The following is a 20,420-nucleotide window of genomic DNA, read 5'->3' on the forward strand; positions in this document are numbered from 1 at the left end:
TACAAAAAATTAAGATACGATTTTATATTTTTTTATATTAAATAGTCTTAAATAATATTAATTACAAAATAGTGATGTATACATTAAATAATAATTTTGAATTATTTTTTCATTTTAGGTAGTTAAAATCAGCTAAATAAAATTAGAATTTAGGGGAGGCAAACCCCTAAATTCGGCTCTAAGATTAAAATTTATTCTTTCTAACGTCGGCTACTATCGTCTTAGCCATTTCATCTATTTGGTCAGTAATTTCATTTGTTGTACCAACAATATTAATATTTTGTTTTGTAATACTGTCGATCTGACTTACGCTTTGATTTATCATATTTATGCCTTCGCTTTGCTCTCTGATGCTTTCACTCATCTCATTAATGCTTTGAGCTAAAACATTTGCGTTAGCTTCGATCTCGCCAAGTGATTTTTGAGTTCGCTCTGCTAGTTTTCTAACCTCGTCGGCGACTACGGCAAATCCTCTGCCGTGTTCACCAGCACGTGCTGCCTCGATAGCCGCATTTAGAGCAAGTAGGTTGGTTTGATCAGCTATATCTCTAATAATAACGATGATATTTTTAATCTCTTCGCTTTGTCTTGTTACGTCGCTAGCTTTTTGGCTAATGGCGTTCATAGAACTGCTCATCTCTTCTATAGCAGCCGCGCTTTCTTGGATGGAGTCGGCTTGCTTATGAGCTCCGTCGGTTAGAGTTCTCATAGATTCTGCTAGGATTTTAGCTTTTTCTTCTAGGACCTGAGCTTCTTTTAAATTTTCCCTTAGCATATTGCTTACTGCGTCGCCCGCGCTTTGAAGGCCTACTATCATATCTTTTAGATCGCTTTCAAGCTCGGGTTTTAACTCTAGTCTAGGAGTGTAGTCGTTTTTGTTGTAAGAAGCTAAAACTACGGCTATTCCTTTTAAATTTTCAGAAATAGAAGCGAAGAATTTATTTAGTAGATCTTTTAACTGAACTAAAGCCGGATTATTAGGGACGGAGTTAATCTTAGCCCCCATGTGTCCTTTTATCATGAGATTTGCTATACCGTTCATCTCCTCTATTAAGGCGCTGTCTTTTTTAACGCCGTTAAGGACTTTTTCTATATTTTCGTTAATAGATTCGCTCATTCTGCCGAATTCGTCCTGCGTAGTTACTACTAGCTTTTCCGGAGCGTTAGGGGTTTCGTAGGTGATGAATTTAAACGCGTCTTCAAGCTTAGTTTGAATAGTTCTAATAGGACTAAGAGATTTTTTAAGAAGAACAAATACGATAGCCGAAAGTATGACTATAAAAGCTACGGCTAGGATTATTTGAGCTTTTAATAAAGGCAATGTATTAGACGAAAAAGTATCTGCTCCGATAGCGGCTACGGCTAGCCAGCCTTGATCGTTTATGGCCATTACTTTTGCTGTTACGTTTTCGCCCTTATAGTTGGTGTAAGGGATTAGCCCGTTTTCGTCAAATTTTTTAGCTGCAAACGCCTCGGCTAGATATTTGCTTGCGGGAACGGTTTTACCGACGTTGTTTGGGTCGTTATGCATTAGTATTAGGCCGTCTTTATTCATTAGATAAACATAGCCGTATTTTGTTTTACCCATTTCAAGGATTTTTTTACTTAAAGCATCTATATTTAAATCAAGCCCCAAAACACCATCAAAATTTCCATTTTTATTTACTGGAGCGGCAAAGCTAATTACTAAAGCATTAGACAAGGCAGCTTTGTAAGGTTCGGTATATATAGCACCATTTGCACTCTTTGCTGCTTTATACCAGCCTCTAGTTCTAGGATCGTAGTTATCGGCTGGAGTTGTTCTAGTGCCGTCAGACTGGAAAAAATGTCCATCACTCTCGCGACCATAAAAAATATCAGTAACTAGATGACTAACGCTTTCTTTTTGCATTTTTGTTTTTTCCATGTACGAGTCATCATTATTTGGTATTTGTGCTATATCTGAAGCAGACTTTTTGGCAACTTCTAAATAATCTTCAAAAAAAGAATCCGTGGTTGCTTTGATATCACTTAGAATCTGATCCTGGGTCTGGCTGACCAACTCTACTACCTTACTTTCCGCTGTATAGTAGCTGACTGCTGAAATAGCAGCAAACGAAATAACTAGCAATGAGATGATAATCATCGCTATCTTTGAAGTTATGGACTTCATCTTTCCTCCTTTAAAAAGTTAAAATCGCTTTAATTTATCGAAAAAGAATTAAAATTAGTATTAAATTTACCCTTTATTTAATGCTTTTTAAAAATTAATAAAGATATCTTGATAATTAAAATTTTTGAATAAATTTTAGATCACAAAATATCATTAAATAAGCTAGTTTTACTTTTTATTCTTTTGCTAGACATAGAGTATAAATTTTTACTTGAAAATCAACAAAACAACACCTGAAATAATAAGACAAATGGCTAAAATTTCTTTGTAATTTAGTCTCTCCCCAAGAAAAACAACAGCCAAAATAATAGTAAGCACAACGCTAAATTTATCAACCAAAGCCACTTGATAGACTTTACCAACTTGCATCGCTTTAAAACACACAGGACGAAATAACACAGTGGTGATATCCTTTACGTCAAGTTTTACAAATATAATTGCAAAATAAAAAATTTATAGAGCTATAGGCTTTAAATATAAATTTAAGCTTTTTGTGAATAGAAGATTTGTTTTAAATTTTAAGTTCAAAAGCAGGAGAAGACTCCCCTGCTTTTAATATTATTTAGAAATTTTTGGCTCAGCAAAAGCTGTAAGCTTTAATGCCTCGCCACCTTTATATTTCTCGATATTTACAAGAGCTGTGTGGCTGATGTTGCCGTTTGCTAGCTTACTTGTTGGGATATCTATGGTTAGCACGTTTGCACCGCCGTTTTTGCAAATTCCACTATCAAAGCCGTCATACCAAGCGCCCTCAGCTAGTTTTACAACGCCCTCTTTGATATTTTTAGTCACATGAGCACCTGCTAAAACCTCACCACGTGCGTTAAATACACGCACCAAATCGCCTGTTTTTACGCCAAGCTCTTTTGCGTCTTTTTCATTGATCCAGATAGGCTCGCGGTTTGCGATCGCGTAGTTGTCACGAAGTGAAGTTTGGCTTAGCTGTGAGTGCAAGCGGTCTGTTGGGTGAGCGCTTATCATGTGGAATTTAGCTGGCTTATCTTTCATGCCTAGCCACTCGATTGGCTCAAACCACATTGGGTGTGCCTTGCAGTCGTCATAGCCCATTTTCTCGATAGTCTCTGAGTAAATTTCTATAAGACCACTTGGAGTTCCAAGAGCATTTAGCACAGGATCTTCTCTAAATTCGCCAAATCTCACCCAACTATCGCTATCTTGAGATGAGGCAAATGTAACTGGCTTGTTCTCGTTCCAAAACTCTTCAAATGGCTTCATATCAGTAGTTAGCTCTGGCACAGCCTTGACCTGAGCGTAGGCTGCGTCATAGTACTCTTTGATCCAGTCAAACTCATCCTTGCCGTTATCTGTGTAGGCAATGACTAAATTTTTAGCATAAGCTTTGCAAAGATCGATGAAAATTTGATAATCATCTCTTGCCTCGTGGTATTTCTCAACGACTTGTTTCATCGGCACGATGTTCATATTTGAGTAGTCACCGGTCATGGTGATATCGTTTCTCTCATACTCTGTAGTGACTGGAAATACTATATCAGCCATTTTTGCTGTCGGTGTCCAGTATGATTCATGTACAACAACCGTTCTTGGCTTTCTCCACGCTTTTAAATTTGTATTTGTATCTTGGTGGTGTACAAGTGGGTTGCCGCCGACCCAGTAGATAAAGTCGATGTCTGGATAGGTTATCTTTTTGCCGTCGTGGTCGATCACTTTACCAGGATGTAGCAACGCATCAGCAATCCTTGCTACCGGGAAGGCATAGTTGGTTGCTTTTTGTAGCCAACTTTGGCCTGTGCCTGCTGCTGCGGCTGCCTTTGCGACGAAGCGACCTCGTTTATCGAACTCGCCTGTATCTGTGCCGATAAACTCACCTTTATCGTTAAATTTACCAACACTTGCACTATTTATGCCGCCGATGACCGCACCTTTGCAAGTCGGAGCGCCACCGTTTGAGTAATGGTAGCTAAGTCCAAATCCCCCACCAGGAAGCCCTATCTGACCGATCATAGCTGCTAGTGTCACCATCGCCCAGTGTGGTTGCTCTCCGTGGTGAGCGCGCTGCATACCCCAACCACTCATTAGCATCGTGCGATTGCTTACAAATGTATCAGCTAGCTCTTTTAAAGTATCTTTATCAATGCCACAAATTTTGCTCGCCCACTTTAAATTTTTAGGAGTATTGTCTGTCTTACCAAGTAGATATGGGAGAAATTTATCAAAGCCTGTTGTGTAGGTTTCAATGAAATTTTTATCATACTTGCCGCTTTCATATAGGTAGTGCATCATACCAAGCATCATCGCTGTGTCGGTGTTTGGCACAGGAGCTATCCACTGAGCGTTATCAAAGTATTGCGCTGTGTCACTCTTGATAGGATCGATGATGATCACTTTGATATCTTTTTTATTTTTGAGCTCTTCAAAGTATTTAAAGCCCTGCTCGTCGGTGCTAGTCCAAGCTATGCGAAGTGTCGCAAGTGGGTTTGCACCCCAGATGACTACGACTTTTGAGTTCTCAAGTACGACTGGCCAGCTGGTTTGCTGCTCATAGACCTCGATACTACCCACGACGTGAGGCATTATGATCTGGCTAGCACCTGTTGAGTAGTCACCTAGTGAGCCAACAAAGCCGCCACTTAAATTCATAAATCTATGAAGTAAAATTCTTGAGTTATGTACGTTTCCACTTGACTTCCAGCCATAGCTACCCGCAAATACACTTTGTAAGCCTTTTTGTGCTCTTGTCTTTTTAAGCTCTCTTGCAACTAGCTTGATCGCCTCTTCGTAAGGCACCTCAACCCACTCATCCTTGCCGCGAAGCTCTGGCTTTGGACTATCTGGATTTTCAAGGTAACTCTTTCTTACTGCTGGTCGCTTGATACGACATTTGTAGATCATATCTGGTGTGTAGTGCTGAAGTGGGTTGTAAATTTCACTTGTTTTTTGGATAGGCTCTGACTTTACTGCTACACCGTTTTTGGTTGTCACTTTTAACATACCCCAGTGGGCAGCTGTGATGACCTCGCTATCTCTTAAAACACTCTTTTTTACGCCATCAGCAAATAAATTTGATGCTGTTACGCTTGAAAGCAAAGGTGTCGCTGCAATTGCAGTAGCACCTTTTTTTAGAAATTCTCGTCTGTTCTCGTTCATCTTATCTCCCTTTCATTTTTAACTTCTCGCTTGAGCAAGCCCAAGCTCCGACAAACCCCATCGGTTTGATCCCGCACTAAAGCCTAAGATCGCAAGTCTGCGATCTAAATTTTGATTTTTCTTAAGTAAAACCTTTTAAATTTAAGCCTTTTTCCTTGCTAAAATTTAGTGAAATTTAGCCTGCTAGGTTTTACTTATTTGCCTAAATTTACGTCAGATGAGTGTTTTTGAAGGTATTCAACAACCAACCACTCGTCTTTTTTCTCTATTGCGGTTCTACCGATCATTGATTTTAGAAGTGACGGCCATTGGTTAGCGTTGAAATGTGTGGTTTGAGGCAACGCATGGCAAACACCACAACTCTCTTTATACATCTTGTCAGCTTTTGCAAACATTGCGTTTACGTCAGTGCTAAAGCCATCTTTTTGAACAAAAACTGTTGTTTCTACCTCGTTCCATTTGCCGTTTTTGCCCTCTTTGATCACTTTAATATCAAAAGGTGCAGTTTTTGCAAATGCAACTGAGATAATCCTCGCACCATCAGCAAAATAAACTACGTTGCTAACGGCTGGATTTTGATAGCCTTTTACTTTAATTTGCGCTCTGTCACCGCTTGTTTGTAAAATTTCAACTGCGTTGGTTGGTAGCAGTCTGCCTATACTTTTTGTTGAGCTAGCATCACCGTAAACATCTTTTACAACATCTGTGTAGTTTACACTAGCACCAAATGTCGCACAAGCCACGATGGTTGATAGAATGATTTCTTTCATATTTCTCCCTTCAAAATGAAATTGTTCAAATTTTAGGAGCTTTTTAATTAATTACAAATTAAAATTAAAAATATATTTTAAGAATAATGCAGAAAATTTTATTTAAAAATGAGTAAAAATACACCAGACACGATAAGGCAGACGGCTAAAATTTCTTTTAAATTTAACCTCTCGCCAAGAAAGACAACAGCCAAAATAATAGCAAGCACAACGCTAAATTTATCAACCAGCGCCACTTGATATACCTTGCCAACTTGCATCGCTTTAAAATACATGAGCCACGAAAGCCCAGTCGCTATGCCACTTAGTATGAGAAAGAGCCAGTTTTTGGGGCTTAGTGAGTTTAACGGTTGCCATTTTTTAGCCACGCTTAAAAGCAAAACAAGCATCAAAATGACGACGATCGTTCTTATAAATGTTGCAAAATCGCTATCAATATCCTTTACACCAAGCTTTGCAAAGATCGCTGTAAGCGCAGCAAAAACAGCTGAAAGAACTGCGTAAATAAACCACTCTGGCATTTTTATTTAAAATTTAAAAGGGCAAGTTGCCTCACCCATTTAAATTTAGCCCTCATAATCGCTTAACATATCAACTGTTGGAACAAAGTATAGAGCTCCAGTTACTGGCGTACTAAAGTCAAGCAGCCTATCTGAGTTGCCCTTTGGCTCGCCGATAAACATCTTTTTAAGCATAAGCTCAACCGTTGAAAACGTACTCGCATAAGCGATGAAGTAAGTGCCTGTTTTACTACCTTCAGTAAATGGCATATTGCCACGCACGACTTTTTTATCATCTCCGATGTTTGCAGCAGCTGAGTGTGAATTTGTAGGTTTTACATCTTCGCTCATCTCGATGTCAAGCTCTTTTGAGCGACCTATTACCTTTTCTTGCTCACTTACGCTTGTAGCGTTCCACTCTTTCATATTGTGGAAATATTTTTGTACAAAAACGTAGCTGCCGCCTTTAAATTTAGCGTCCTCATCGCCAACTTTAGCAAAGAAGTCTCTCTCCTCGCCATCAGGATTTTCAGTGCCATCAACAAAGCCTATTATCGCCCTACCGTCATGATACTTAAAGCCTTGTGTCTCGTCTGTAAGCTCTGCAAATTTAAAAAGCACGGCCTTTATCGCTTGAGCCATATCGAAGCAATCAGGTGCATTTAAAGCGCGGATATGGATGTGGATATCGCCCTTTGTGCTAACAGCCTCGTGTTTATCGCCTTTTATCGCTTTAAAATTTACAAGCTCTTTTGGCAGATTTTTTGAAATTTCAAGCTTTTTCCAAGCATCATGACCCACACCAAGAACGCAGTTTACATTTTCATTTGCGCCAAATCTAATCTTGGCAGTTTTATTTAAATTTACAACCAAGGCGCAAAGCTCAGCAAACCCCTCTTTACAAGCCTTTTTATCAGCTATTAAAACCCATGTTTGAAAGACTGTGTTGTTGCCTGGTGTCTGCGTGACTTCTTGTGAATTTACGCTCATTTTTTCTCCTTTTTAAAATTTATGCAATATTTTCTAAATTTAGTTGCGAGCTTATCTGCTCATCATTATCGTCAAAAATAAACTCAACTTTGTTTGCTCCAAAGCTCTTAGCTATCGCTTCAAGCGTATCGCGAGCTGATTTATGAATTTTACTTTGAAGCTGTGAGATAAGGCGAACGCTCATCTTTTTGACTTCATTTCTTGCCTCTTCGATTAGTCTATTTTTATCTTCTTCTGTAAAAGTACTACCAAAAAAGCCATTTAGCGAGTCAGGCAGCAAAAATGGTATAAATTTACCGTTTTTCTCATCGTAAAATTTCATGTCAGCGATCGAAAATTTATACTTGCAAGGAGGCATTTTTATCTTATAGCTAGAGTTTGCGATCTGCGTGATCTCGAGCTTTGGGCTAGTTAGATCGTAGATGAAATTTATCTCAAACTCAAATATCATCGAAAGCTTCTTCTCGCTTATAAGCCATCTTAGATACTCTTTGCCAAAATTTCCAAACGCATGATCTGTCTTTGTGACGATCTCTTTGCTATAAACTTGAAAAACAGATAGCTCGCCGATGCTTTTTAGCTGCGAAATTTCGGTGCTGACTGAGAGATTTTCGCTATCATCTTTTGCCTTTTTTAAAGCCTTATTTGACCTATAAAATGCAAATGCCAAAACAGCTAGTAAGATAGCTAATATCAAATTTGCATATTCGCTCATTTTTTCTCCTTTTAAGGTTTGCTATTTTAGCTTAAATTTGTAAAGCAAAAGTGAAATTCTACTTTTATTAAAAATTATATTTAAATAATTGTTTTAAAGTAAAATAGTAATTAATAATATTTAAGTGATATTATCTTGATCATTTTTTCATATCTTATAGTAAAAATAGCGTAAAAATGGGATTATTAAAGTAAATTTTTATCATAAATTTTAATATTTTAATTAATAATTTATTTTAAGGATATTACAATCCATTTAAATTTTATGCAAAAGGATGAGATGTGAAAAGATCCATTTTAAACAAAAAATGTATTTTGATAAGCGCGGCTTGTTATACTCTTTTGTTTGCAAATTCACTAAATGCTAACGATCAAGAAAGTGGCAAATTTGGTGACATAAGTAGCTGGGAGAGCACTGAGTATAAAGCATACTGGGGGCTAAAGCGTATAAATGCAGCTATCGCGTATGCTCTTGGAGTGACGGGCAAAGGTGTGACGCTTGGTGTTATGGACTCTGGCGCATTACTTAGCCACCCTGAACTTAGCGATAGTAGGATAAGCGCACTAAAAATTTCTGGCAGCTACTACAAAGACGGACAAAAATATCCAGATACTGAGCACGGCAACTCTCCTTTTTTAAAAAAGGGAAGCACTGATAAAAATAGAGCTGACTTTGGCGACTTTAAAAAAGGTGATAAATTTGAAGCTGATGGCAACTGGATCGCTGGTGTAAACGATTCGCACGGCACGCATGTAGCTGGCACAATTGCTGGCTCAAGAGATGGCAAAGGGATGCATGGTGTAGCATTTGGCTCAAAACTTATAGTAGGAAATACTGGCGGAACCGACGGTATGACATATGGACCAAACCAAGACTACAACTTCTTTTTAGCATCTTACGAGGGACTAGCCAAAGGTGGCGCAAGAGCTATAAATAATAGTTGGGGTTCAAACCGAAAATTTTATAAAGCTTATGAGGGAGCAACTGGATTTGATGGTGGCAATAGCTTAGATATAAAAGACCTTGACGCAGCCTATAAAAGCTACTATCCATTTGTCACAAATGGTAAAAATTTCATAGATGCTACTTATGAAGTTGCCAAAAAATATGGCATCATTCAAGTCTTTACTGCCGGAAATAGAAATGGCATGAAAGAGTCATACACAAGAGCAATGCTTCCATATTTTCGTCCAGATGCTGAAAAATACTGGATAAACGTCACTGGAGCGACAGATGGCGATGCACAATACTTTAATACCGCAGGACACTCAAAATGGTGGAGTATCGCAGCACCTGGTAAAAGCATAAAATCAAGCACGGTCGATCCTAAAAATGGAGAGGCTGGCTACGAGAGCTGGGATGGTACATCAATGGCAGCTCCACACGTCACTGGCGCACTTGGTCTTGTCATGCAAAGATATCCATATATGAGCAACTCTCAAGCAAGAGATGTTTTACTAACTACCGCAAGACAAGTTAGAGATGAGTTTAAAAAGCCAGCCGATACAAGAAGAATTTCTGGTTTTACTGCGCCACTTGGCGTACCTGATGAGCGCTGGGGCTGGGGAGCACTTGATATGTCAAAGGCTATGTTTGGACCAGGACAGCTACTGGGCGTATTTGATGTAAGTCTAGACACAGATGATCTTTACTCAAATAATATCAGTGATGTAGCTATAAAATACAGAAAGACTGAAGATGAGGCAGAGGCAAAAATTTGGGCTAATCGCAAGGCTGAGCTTGAGAAAATGTCAAATTTGACAGCTGAGCAAAGGGCTGAACTTGATATAGGTAACGCTAGAGAAAAAGCAAGAGAACAAAGAGCTAGCGAAGGCTATGAGGGAACTCTTATTAAGAGAGGTCTAGGCACCCTAAAACTAGCAGGAACTAACTCATACACTGGCAAAACCATAATAAAAAGCGGCAAGATCACAGCACTAAATCAATCACTAAAATCAAGCGAAGTAGTAGTTGAAAATGGCGGTGCACTTGAGATTGTTAAAGAGATGAGTGTTAGAGAGATTGATAGAAGCAGATTTTCTAAAAAGCTATCTTTTAAAGATGTAACTAGAAAAAGTACAAGTGACACAGTAAAAGCTACTATAAAAACAGGTGGTAGTTATATCATCTCAAATAATGCAGCAAATTTAAATCTAAATTTTGAGAAGAACTCTATTATAGATGTAAGTGAGCCAGATGTAGATGTCATGATAAGACTATATGATGATAGCTCAAAGGCAAAAACTTATGCCGTAACTGGAAATTTTAGTGGCTACAACGACACCATCTCAAAAAAATACGCATTTTTTGACCTTACTAGAAATTATAGTGACAACAAGCTAGAGCTAACACTCAAAAAATCAAAAAATACAATAACAAGTATAGCAACTAGTGATAACCAAAAAAGAGTAGCACAGCTCATAGAGAGCACTGCTAGCAGACCGGCACTCCTTACTTCGCCGTTTAGAAGTAGACCAGCAGTCATCACAAGCGATCTATATAGACACTTCATCTACGCTACACCAAAAGAAGCAAGTGACACACTAAAAACATTTGCAAATAATGCAAATTTAGCTCAACATAATGCATTTTTACTAGAAAACATCTTGCTCAAAAATGTAATCATCAACCATGAATTTGATCCATTTGGTGCAAAAGCAATTGATGCGAGTGGCATGAATTTTTGGTCAAATACCATGGCTAATGCTATGAAATTTGATGATGTAAAAGCAAACTCATTCACTCAGCTTTTTGGATTTGACGGCAATGTAAATGATGCTTTCACACTTGGTGGTGTGCTTGGTGCTAGCAATGAAAAAGTAAAAGAAGATGGCGATGATGCTTATAAAACAAAAGGCACAAGCATCGGCATCTACGGAAAAAGCCTGATCGCTAGCACAAAACTAGACCTCGGTCTCATATACACAAATGCAAAACGAAAAACGCAAAATGGTGCTACGATCGTTAGCTTTTACTCAGATGAGCATGTAAAAAGCAAGGAAAAAGCACTTACTGCTTATGCAAATTTGGCATTAACAGCATTTAATAGTGCGAATTTCTCACTAAATCCTTATGTAGGTGAAAGCTATCTACGTATGAAAACTGATAGCACTAGCCAAAATGTAGGAATTTTCAGAATGGATGTTGATGAAAAAACTAGAAATTTAGGTGTATTTAGCATAGGCCTAAACCCTAGTATGCCATTTAGTCTTGGTAGTACAAAGATGAAATTTGAAGCTGATCTAGCTTACAATAGACTAGTTGGCGATACAAGACCAAATATCGGCGTAAATATCGCAAATGCTGGATACTTGGAACTTGAAGGAAAAGAGGTGCGCGATCTTGGCACAGCTAGCCTTGGTGTAAAGGCGAATGTTTATAAAAATATAAATTTAGGCCTATCTTACACAGGTGCTTTTGCTAAAGACATGAAGTCAAACAGCGTAAATGCAAAATTTGAAATTTTGTTTTAATAGGTAAATCATGCTCGCTACTTTAAATAGTAGCGAGCCATTAAATTAAAATAGTTGAGTGAAAGAAAAACCGTTCTTAGTAAGAACTTCTTTAATCTTTTCTTGATGCTCAAGACCCTTTGTCTCAAGCGTGATCGTGATATTAGCATCACCGTAATCAAGCCTTGTTGAGAAGCGATCGTAGTCGATTTTTACAATGTTTGCATTTGCTGATTTTAAGCTATCTGTTAGGCTCATGAGCGCTCCTGGCTTATCCACAAGTGTGATTTGCAAGGTCATCTTGCGGTGAGACTTGATAAGACCCTTTTCGATGATGATAGAAAGTACCTGAACATCGATATTTCCACCACTTAGCACCACGCCTATCTTTGCGCCTTTTTTAAATTTGATTTTATCATGCATAAGTGCTGCCACGCCAGCTGCGCCAGCTCCTTCTACAACGATCTTTTGCGTCTCTAGTAAAAACAAAATCGCAGTCGCGATCTCCTCATCATCGACCTGCACAAACTCATCAACACACTCAATAATATTTGCCAGCGTGATCTCGCTCGCATCACGCACAGCGATGCCATCTGCTATGGTGCGGACTGATTTTGAGTTTATGCTCTTTTTAGCACCATAGCTATTAAACATCGCTGGAGCGCCTTTTGCACCGACACAGATTACTTTTGTCTTTGGATTGACCTGCTTTATACAACTAGCCACACCACTAGCTAGCCCACCGCCGCCAACTGGGACGATGACTATATCAAGATCGCTTATCTCATCAAGCATCTCAAGCCCAACAGTGCCCTGCCCCGCCATGACGTACTCGTCGTTAAATGGATGAACAAAGGTCATACCCTTATCTTTGGCGTAATTAACCGCAAAAGCGTACGCCTCGTCAAAATTATCACCTTTTAAAATAACCTCTGCACCAAGGTCTTTCGTACCAGCAACCTTTAGAAGCGGGGTTGATTCTGGCATGATGATACAAGCGTGTACGCCAAATTCTTTCGCGCTTATCGCTACGCCTTGAGCGTGGTTGCCAGCACTTGCAGCCACGACACCACGCTTTCTCTCTTCATCGCTTAGGCTAGCTATTTTATTGTAAGCACCCCTTATCTTATATGCTCCGGTTCGTTGTAAATTTTCCTCTTTTAGATAGATGCTTGCTCCCAAATTTTTACTAAGTTTCGCACTCAAAGCAAATGGAGTTTTATTTACAAAATGACCGATCGTGATCTTTGCTTGGATGATTTTATTTAGTGAAACCATTTTTTATTTTTCCTTTTTTAAATTATTCTTTTGCCCTTAGTAGCACGCCACACTCGATGTGATGAGTATTTGCAAACTGATCAAAAATGGCAAATTTTATCACTTTATGGCTTTTACAAAGCTCGCTTAAATTTTCTTTTAGAGTCTCTGGATTGCACGATATATAGATGATATTTTTAAAATTTTTGATGAAATTTACAACACTTTCGCTTAGTCCTGCACGGGGTGGATCAACAAGGACGTGAGAGAAGTTAAAGTCGCTTAAATTTATATCCTTTAGTCTATTAAATTCCCTAACGCCAGTAAATGCGCTCATAAGCTCATCAGCATCCATTCGTAAAAATTTGATGTTTTTAGCCTTATTTAGCTCGCAGTTTTTAAGGGCATTTGCGATCGAGCTCTTTGAAATTTCAGTGGCAAGTACATTGTTAAATTTAAACGAAAGCGGAATAGTAAAATTTCCATGTCCGCAGTAGAGCTCAAGAAGGTCGGCGCCGCCTTGCACGCACTCTTTTGCCCAAGCTATCATTTTTTCATTTACAGCTCTATTTGGCTGAATAAAGGCATTTTCAGATAGGCTAAATTTATAGATTTGCTCTCCAATATTTAGCTCATCGATCAAATTTAGCTCACTACTTAGTAATTTTTGTCCGCGAGATCTTGCAAGTATGGTGACATCAAGCTTGTTAGCTAAAATTTTCATAGCCGCTTCAAACTCGCCATCAAGCCTTTTATGGTAAAGAAGTGTGACCAAAATACCACTTTTACAAGAGATAAATTCCACTCCAAAAAGCTTTGCGCGCAGTATTTCGTTCTCTTGCAAGTTATAAAGCAAGGTTGGCATAAGCTCTGAAATTTGCTCGCAAACCTTTGGGCAATCATCTATAAAGACCTTTTTGCCCTTTTCGCTTGCATACATCGTGTAGCTAAGCTTGCTGCCTTCATGCCAGATGCCAAACTCAGCTCTCGTGCGGTAGTGTTTTGGTGTTGAGCTAAAAACATCAAACTCACCATCATAAAACTCTGAAAAATTTTGTTTTACAAGGTCAGTTTTAAATGAAATTTGCTCATCATAAGGAGTAAAAAGAGTGCAAGAGCCGCACTCTTTTAAATAATTGCAATCCAAATTTATGCTTCTACTTTCTTTCCAACAAATCTAACTAGTGCCCAAATCGCTAAAAATCCGCAAGGAAGCGCGATCCAAACGCTAAGACCAAGTGCAACTGGTAAGTAACCAACTAGCACACAAACCGCACAAACGCTAAGCGCATAGACCATTTGAGTCGATACGTGATCGATATGATTACATCCTGCACCCATTGATGAAAGGATCGTAGTATCCGATATCGGTGAGCAGTGATCGCCAAAGATCGCACCTGTAAGTACACCTGAGATATTTACGATCATGTATGCATGCATCGCATCACCATCTAGGCCGTAGTTTTTACCAACAGCGTAAGCTAATGGAATAGCTAGAGGCATCAAAATACCCATCGTGCCGTAGCTTGTTCCAGTTGAGAAACTAATAAACGAACCAAGGATAAAAACAGCAACTGGCAATATAAATTTAGGTGTAGAAGAGCTTAATAAATCAACCAAATATCTTGATGTGCCAAGCTCTTTGATAACAGCACTAAGGCTCCACGCAAGAAGCAGGATCACAACTGTAATTATCATAGTCTTCCAGCCCTTTACCCATGTGCTGATAGCCTCTTTTACGTCAAAAATTTTACGCCAAACGCCCATTGTGATAGCTACGATACTAGCAAGTAACGCTGCTTGAAATAGCGATGTAGCTGAGTCTGCCTCACCAAAAGTATCTTTAAAAGTAGAAAAAGCAAGCGGATTGGCAAGTGCATTTTTAAGAGCATCGCCCTCAAGTACAGCAAGACCACTAAAGTAAAAACTAGTAAAAGCACCAATAACTAGCACAAGAAGTGGCACGACAGCGTTTGAGGCACTTAGCTTTACGCCTTCTTTTGGCTCAAGTGTTTTATCTTCCAAGTCTTGAATTTGAGTTTTACCTGAGTGAAGTTCGCCCTTTCTGGCACGTCTTTCAGCTAATAGCATTGGGCCGTATTCACGTTGCATCAAGGCAGTACAAACTATAAAAAACAGTATAAAAAGGTTGTAAAATCTATATGGAATTGTCTCGATAAATATAGAATAAGCGTTAATTCCAGTCTCTCCAACTAGCTCATAGCCCTTTTCAATGAGCGAAACCTCAAGGCCAACCCATGTCGAGATGATAGCAATACCAGCGATCGGTGCCGCAGTAGCATCGATGATAAAAGCTAGTTTCTCGCGGCTTATTTTAAATTTATCGCTTATTGGTCTCATAATAGGGCCAACGATTAGGGCATTTGCGTAGTCATCGAAAAATACAAAAATTCCCATGAGCCATGTTGAAATTTGAGCCGAGATACCTGTTTTTGCCTTTTTGCTAAGCCAAAGAGCGACCGCCTTTGTGCCGCCCATCTTTGTAATGAGTGCAACCACACCGCCGATACAAAGTACCTGAAGCAAGATACCAGAATCAGTCTTATCAGCCATTGATTCAACTACTCTTGAAACGATACCTGTAAAGCCTTTTACGATACCCATAAAGATGTTTTCATTGATGATATTTATGAGAAACGTTCCGCTAAAAACACCTATAAATAGCGACAATATAACGTCTTTTGTGATAAAAGCAAGTGCTATTGCCACAACAGGTGGTATAAGCGTAAATACGCCATAAATTTCAGCGTTTCTCTTTGCCACTTCTGGATCGACACCAAAAAGCGCAACGCTAAAAAAAAGTAATAATAAAATTTGTCTCACAAGAACTCCTTAAAATTTTTCTATCGCAAGTCCGGCCCAAGTCTGCGTATTTGCCATGACTTCGACTCTATTTATATTGACACTTCCAGGCATATTTAGACAATTTACCAAAATCGTCGCGATATCCTCAGATGTGATGAAATTTGTATTTTCATAAAGACTATCCGCCTTTGCCTTATCTCCCCTAAACCTAACCTCGCTAAATTCAGTCTTGCAAAGCCCCGGCTCAATGTTTGTCACTCTGATATTTGTACCGACTAGATCGTTTCTTAAATTTAAACTAAACTGCTTCACAAAGGCCTTTGTGGCACCATAAACGTTACTTCCAGGATATGGCCATGAGCCAGCTGTCGAGCCTAGGTTAAAGATATAGCCCTTTTCCTGTTTGTAAAGTAGTGGCAAAACCGCCTTTGTCGAGTAGATAAGACCCTTGACGTTGGTGTCTATCATCGCCTCAAAGTCCTCCACTTTCGCATCTATCGTCTTTTCAAGCCCAAGTGCCATACCAGCGTTATTTACAAGCACTTCGATGTCCTTAAATTTATCAGGCAAGCTCTCAACCGCTTTAAAAACAGCCTCTTTATCGCGTATGTCAGCTACGATGATATACGTATCGCCAAGCTCGCTTGCAAGCTTCTTTAGCCTATCTTCTCGCCTTGCAAGAGCGACTATCTTGTAGCCCTCTTTTGAGAGTCTTCTAGCGATCGCCTCGCCAAATCCAGATGTTGCACCAGTTACAAAAGCTGTCTTTTTCATGATTTTTCCTAATTGAAATTTGGTTTTAAACCCAAATTTTCTAAAAATTTGATCGTCTTTTCGTTTTGTTCTTTCATGGCATAGTCAAGCGCATTAAACCCAGCATCATCAGTGGCATTAATATCAGCACCATTATCCATCAAAAGCTTTAAAATTTCTGGCGTTGCATGAGCTGCTGCATGCATAAAAACGCTTCTATTTGTGTGTTCTAGACCACAAGTATCTTCAACCTGCGTCATACCCAAATTTATCATATTCATCTTGGCATTTTCATCTATGTAGCTCTCATTGGCATTGGCACCATTTTTTAGCAAAAGCTCACAAAGTGGCTTATCGCTAAACTGCACAGCATAAAAAAGTACACTTTTTCCAAAGAAATTTTTGTGATTTACATCGGCTTTATTTGCAAGTAAAATTTTTACATTTTCTATATTTTTTAAAGCAAAAAATAACGGCGTCTCATCGCCCAAATTCACATCGGCCCCACGCCTTATGATCTCTTTTATCATGTCGCTACTTTTTTCGTTTAAAAGTGCGATATTAAGAAAATTTGTAAGCTCAGCAGTACTAAAATTTTTCGAGTAGAGCAAATTTGCCAGCTCATCGGAATTTATCCTTTGTGCCATCATGTTTTGCTCAGGTGTTAAAATTTTAGCTTTATTTACATTTTTACCAACGCCAAAAGTCAAAAACTCATTTACCACGCTAGTTGCGTAGTAAGCAGCACTTGCCGTATCAAGTCCCAGGCTTTCATAAAATTTTACAAGCGGAGTTTGAGCGTTTTTGTAAGCTTCGATAAATTTTTTATATTTTAAAAAATTAAACAAGCTCTCGTTTGCCCAGTATCTAAGATACTCCATTCTAGCGTCTTTTTCACCCTCAGCAACCTCTGGCTTTGCAAGCTCTTTTTGATAAAGCTCAGGTGCAAATGACGCTTTTAGCAAAAGCCATCTAAGCTTATTTAAATTTTCTTTATAAACTCTATCACCAACGCAACTTTGAGACTCACTTCTCACAGCCACACTCGCGTCAAAAAGCTCTTTCACCTCTTTTAAATTTAAAAGCGAACCATCACAGTAAAATAGCCCTTCATTCGTGTAAGCAAGATCGTTTGGAGTAGTTTTAAAGCTCTCTTTTTTGGCAAGATCACTGCACTCTAAAGCGTGTAAACTTATAAAAAAACAAACGCTAAAAAAGAGAAAAAAAACTACTTTTTTCATCAAAGCTCCTTAAAATTTCGCGATATTGTAACAAATTTATATGCTAAACTCGCTTATTTCATTAAAATTTAGATATTTATAAATTTCATCTTTATTTAAGCTAAGGCTATCTTTTACTATCTTTTTATATTCATCTACGCTTGGTAAATGCCCAAGTAGCGCACAAACAGCGGCCAGCTCGGCACTTCCTAGATAGACCTTTGCGCCCATGCCCATTCTATTGTCAAAATTTCTAGTCGAGGTCGAAAAAACGACGGCATTGTCATTTACTCTTGCTTGATTACCCATACAAAGCGAGCAGCCTGGTACCTCTGTCCTTGCGTTTAATCTTTTAAAAATTTCATAAACGCCTTCATCTTCAAGTATGCTTTTATCCATCTTTGTCGGCGGTGCTATCCAAAGCCTAGTTGTAAGCTTGCTCTCGCGCTCTAAAATTCTAGCAAGTGCCCTGTAATGGCCGATATTTGTCATACAGCTTCCCACAAAAACTTCATCGATTTTATGCACTCTTTTGTCATCAGCTAAAATTTCACTTAGCGTTGCCACATCGTCTGGGTCATTTGGGCACGCCAAAATCGGCTCATCTATCTGAGCTAGATCGATCTCCAAAATTTCAGCGTATTTTGCATCTTTATCGGCTCTTAAAAGATTTGGATTTTCAAGCCATTTTTGCATTTTTTCTTTTCGTCTAAGCAAAGTCTCACGGCTCTCGTAACCAGCTTTTATCATCGCGTCAATTAGCGCGACGTTTGAGCGAACATACTCCACAACGCTATCAACGCTTAAATTTACCACGCAAGCAGCCGCTGAGCGTTCAGCCGAAGCATCACTTAGCTCAAACGCCTGCTCTACTTTTAGATTCTCAAGCCCTTCTATCTCTAAAATTTTACCCGCAAAAACATTCTTTTTATCTTTCTTTTCAACACTTAAAAGCCCTTTTTTGATCGCAAAATACGGTATTGCATTGACAAGATCGCGAAGTGTCACGCCCTCTTTTAGCTCGCCTTTAAATTTGATCAAAACCGACTCTGGCATATTTAGCGGCATCATGCCAAGTACCGCTGCAAAAGCCACTAGACCACTTCCCGCTGGAAAGCTGATACCGATAGGAAATCTTGTATGACTATCGCCGCCAGTACCCACCGTATCAGGTAGTACCATGCGGTTTAGCCACGAGTGGATGACGCCATCGCCTGGCTTTAGACTCACACCGCCACGTAAATTTATAAATTTTGGCAAGCTCTCATGCATCACAAGATCACTTGGCTTTGGGTAAGCGGCCGTATGGCAAAAGCTTTGCAAAACAAAATCCGCGCCAAAACTAAGGCTTGCAAGCTCTTTTATCTCATCTCTAGTCATCGGCCCAGTCGTATCTTGCGAGCCAACAGTTAAAATTTCTGGCTCCACATAAGCCCCGGCTCTAACGCCAGCTACACCACAAGCCTTGCCAACCATCTTTTGAGCCAGCGTATAGCCACCACTCTGCTCTTTTGGCTGATCCGGCTTTATAAAAATTTGCTCCTCGCCAAGCCCTAGAGCCTCTCTGGCCTTCTTGGTCACTTGGCGTCCTATCATAAGTGGTATCCTGCCACCCGCTCTTATCTCGTCGCTTAGAGTGTTTGGGCTAAGTTTAAAATTTACCACGAGCTTTTTCTCAGTGCCAATAAGCTTATAAATTTCGCCTTTAAATGGATAAATTTCTATCTCATCGCCCATCTCAAGCTCGTTTACGTTTGCAACTATTGGCATTGCACCGCTATCTTCGGCAGTGTTAAAAAATATCGGAGCTATAGTAGTGCCTATCACGATGCCGCCCGTTTTTTTGTTTGGCACGCCCTCTATCTCATCGCCAAGGTGCCACTGGATAGAGTTTATGCCACTCTTTCTGCTGCTGCCAGTGCCAACCACGTCACCAACATACGCCACTTTTTTACCACGAGTTTTAAGTTCTTTTAAAATTTCTAACCCCTCAGGCATCTTTTTAACAAGCATTGCTTTTGCGTGAAGTGGTATGTCAGCCCTTGTGTAGGCCTCGCTCGCTGGACTTAGGTCATCAGTATTTGTCTCACCAGGTACCTTAAAAACGACTGCGTTTATACAGGTTTCAATTGACTTTTTATGAGTAAACCACTCCGCATTTGCCCAAGAAACAAGCACCTCTTTTGCAAATTTATTGCTACTTAGCTTTACTATCTCATCAAAATATTCATGCACCAGGATGATATTTTTTAGCTCATTTGCTGCAGCACGAGCAATATTTTCATCGCTATTTTTTAGCGCTCGCACCAAAATTTCCACGTTATATCCGCCAAGCATCTTGCCTAAAATTTTAATAGCACGCATAGCGTCAAGGCCGTTAACAGCAAGCCCGTCTATTACTTCACCAAGAAATTCTGCCTTTATCTTCGCTGCATCATCAACGCCGGGATTGATACGAGTTTCAAGCAAATTTATAAGAAATTTTAGCTCGCTTTGTGCCTTTTCGTCGCAACTAGACTTGCTGGCAATCTTTATTAGCTCGCAAACTTCACTTGTTTGCTTGGCATTTAGCGCAAGCGGTGGCACGCCCTCTTTTTCTCGCTCGCTCACGTGTTTTTCGTAGTCGGTAAAAAAGCTCATGAAATTCCTTTGTGGTTTT

General features: G+C 39.3%; 14 protein-coding genes and 1 pseudogene. 1 reads left to right on the forward strand and 14 read right to left on the reverse strand.

Going from position 1 to position 20,420, the window contains the following annotated elements; translation table 11 throughout:
* Nucleotides 1–184 precede the first annotated feature (184 nt).
* From A3854_RS09955 to A3854_RS00480, 8 genes and pseudogenes are all read right to left on the reverse strand, one after another.
* A complete protein-coding gene (locus tag A3854_RS09955) occupies nucleotides 185–1,390 on the reverse strand; it encodes a methyl-accepting chemotaxis protein (RefSeq protein ID WP_374057389.1) in 1,206 nt (401 codons plus the stop codon).
* A gap of 30 nt (nucleotides 1,391–1,420) precedes the next feature.
* Nucleotides 1,421–2,152: pseudogene (locus A3854_RS09960) on the reverse strand (cache domain-containing protein); the annotation flags it as partial.
* Between the two features lie 207 nt (nucleotides 2,153–2,359).
* Nucleotides 2,360–2,551 carry an EamA family transporter gene (locus A3854_RS00455; protein ID WP_257639839.1) on the reverse strand — a complete coding sequence of 64 codons (192 nt, stop codon included), beginning with the start codon at nucleotides 2,549–2,551 and terminating at the stop codon, nucleotides 2,360–2,362.
* Between the two features lie 159 nt (nucleotides 2,552–2,710).
* Nucleotides 2,711–5,278 (reverse strand): molybdopterin-dependent oxidoreductase, encoded by a 2,568-nt coding sequence (locus A3854_RS00460; protein WP_084040752.1) that lies wholly within the window; start codon nucleotides 5,276–5,278, stop codon nucleotides 2,711–2,713.
* A gap of 194 nt (nucleotides 5,279–5,472) precedes the next feature.
* A complete protein-coding gene (locus A3854_RS00465; protein WP_084040754.1) occupies nucleotides 5,473–6,048 on the reverse strand; it encodes a cytochrome C in 576 nt (191 codons plus the stop codon).
* A 98-nt stretch (nucleotides 6,049–6,146) separates the two neighbouring features.
* Nucleotides 6,147–6,569: an EamA family transporter gene (locus A3854_RS00470; RefSeq protein WP_084040756.1), complete on the reverse strand. Its 423-nt coding sequence runs from the start codon at nucleotides 6,567–6,569 to the stop codon at nucleotides 6,147–6,149.
* 45 nt (nucleotides 6,570–6,614) lie between these two features.
* Complete coding sequence (locus A3854_RS00475) at nucleotides 6,615–7,538, reverse strand: Dyp-type peroxidase (protein ID WP_084040758.1); 924 nt, start codon at nucleotides 7,536–7,538, stop codon at nucleotides 6,615–6,617.
* A gap of 19 nt (nucleotides 7,539–7,557) precedes the next feature.
* Nucleotides 7,558–8,253, reverse strand: coding sequence for a DUF4230 domain-containing protein (locus tag A3854_RS00480; RefSeq protein WP_084040760.1), 696 nt, complete (start codon nucleotides 8,251–8,253; stop codon nucleotides 7,558–7,560).
* Nucleotides 8,254–8,534: 281 nt separating this feature from the next.
* On the opposite strand from A3854_RS00480, the gene A3854_RS00485 reads away from it, so the two are divergent.
* Nucleotides 8,535–11,726 (forward strand): S8 family serine peptidase, encoded by a 3,192-nt coding sequence (locus A3854_RS00485; RefSeq protein WP_084040762.1) that lies wholly within the window; start codon nucleotides 8,535–8,537, stop codon nucleotides 11,724–11,726.
* Nucleotides 11,727–11,771: 45 nt separating this feature from the next.
* Here the strand turns inward: A3854_RS00485 and ilvA are convergent, their stop codons facing one another.
* Genes ilvA through A3854_RS00515 form a run of 6 tightly spaced genes read right to left on the reverse strand, consistent with a single transcriptional unit; the run spans nucleotide 11,772 to nucleotide 20,401 of the window.
* Entirely contained in the window at nucleotides 11,772–12,983 is a 1,212-nt protein-coding gene (gene ilvA / locus A3854_RS00490; protein ID WP_084040764.1) for a threonine ammonia-lyase, read from the reverse strand.
* Between the two features lie 22 nt (nucleotides 12,984–13,005).
* The gene (gene trmA / locus A3854_RS00495) at nucleotides 13,006–14,109 is read right to left on the reverse strand and encodes a tRNA (uridine(54)-C5)-methyltransferase TrmA (RefSeq protein WP_084040766.1); all 1,104 of its coding nucleotides are present in this window, start codon (nucleotides 14,107–14,109) and stop codon (nucleotides 13,006–13,008) included.
* A 2-nt stretch (nucleotides 14,110–14,111) separates the two neighbouring features.
* Nucleotides 14,112–15,806: a Na+/H+ antiporter NhaC family protein gene (locus A3854_RS00500; RefSeq protein WP_084040768.1), complete on the reverse strand. Its 1,695-nt coding sequence runs from the start codon at nucleotides 15,804–15,806 to the stop codon at nucleotides 14,112–14,114.
* Nucleotides 15,807–15,815: 9 nt separating this feature from the next.
* Nucleotides 15,816–16,562, reverse strand: a complete 747-nt coding sequence (locus A3854_RS00505; protein ID WP_084040770.1) for an SDR family NAD(P)-dependent oxidoreductase — start codon at nucleotides 16,560–16,562, stop codon at nucleotides 15,816–15,818.
* A gap of 8 nt (nucleotides 16,563–16,570) precedes the next feature.
* Nucleotides 16,571–17,782 carry an ankyrin repeat domain-containing protein gene (locus A3854_RS00510; protein ID WP_084040772.1) on the reverse strand — a complete coding sequence of 404 codons (1,212 nt, stop codon included), beginning with the start codon at nucleotides 17,780–17,782 and terminating at the stop codon, nucleotides 16,571–16,573.
* Nucleotides 17,783–17,818: 36 nt separating this feature from the next.
* Nucleotides 17,819–20,401 carry a bifunctional aconitate hydratase 2/2-methylisocitrate dehydratase gene (locus A3854_RS00515; protein WP_084040774.1) on the reverse strand — a complete coding sequence of 861 codons (2,583 nt, stop codon included), beginning with the start codon at nucleotides 20,399–20,401 and terminating at the stop codon, nucleotides 17,819–17,821.
* Nucleotides 20,402–20,420 lie beyond the last annotated feature (19 nt).

Source organism: Campylobacter concisus (genome assembly GCF_002092845.1).
GTDB classification, from domain to species: domain Bacteria; phylum Campylobacterota; class Campylobacteria; order Campylobacterales; family Campylobacteraceae; genus Campylobacter_A; species Campylobacter_A concisus_AQ.

Coding starts and splice junctions, on each gene's coding strand:
- A3854_RS00480 (WP_084040760.1), bottom strand. CDS start 8,253: ATGAGCGAATATGCAAATTTGATATTAGCTATCTTACTAGCTGTTTTG.
- A3854_RS09955 (WP_374057389.1), bottom strand. CDS start 1,390: ATGGCCATAAACGATCAAGGCTGGCTAGCCGTAGCCGCTATCGGAGCA.
- A3854_RS00515 (WP_084040774.1), bottom strand. CDS start 20,401: ATGAGCTTTTTTACCGACTACGAAAAACACGTGAGCGAGCGAGAAAAA.
- ilvA (WP_084040764.1), bottom strand. CDS start 12,983: ATGGTTTCACTAAATAAAATCATCCAAGCAAAGATCACGATCGGTCAT.
- A3854_RS00475 (WP_084040758.1), bottom strand. CDS start 7,538: ATGAGCGTAAATTCACAAGAAGTCACGCAGACACCAGGCAACAACACA.
- A3854_RS00505 (WP_084040770.1), bottom strand. CDS start 16,562: ATGAAAAAGACAGCTTTTGTAACTGGTGCAACATCTGGATTTGGCGAG.
- A3854_RS00470 (WP_084040756.1), bottom strand. CDS start 6,569: ATGCCAGAGTGGTTTATTTACGCAGTTCTTTCAGCTGTTTTTGCTGCG.
- A3854_RS00460 (WP_084040752.1), bottom strand. CDS start 5,278: ATGAACGAGAACAGACGAGAATTTCTAAAAAAAGGTGCTACTGCAATT.
- A3854_RS00465 (WP_084040754.1), bottom strand. CDS start 6,048: ATGAAAGAAATCATTCTATCAACCATCGTGGCTTGTGCGACATTTGGT.
- A3854_RS00510 (WP_084040772.1), bottom strand. CDS start 17,782: ATGAAAAAAGTAGTTTTTTTTCTCTTTTTTAGCGTTTGTTTTTTTATA.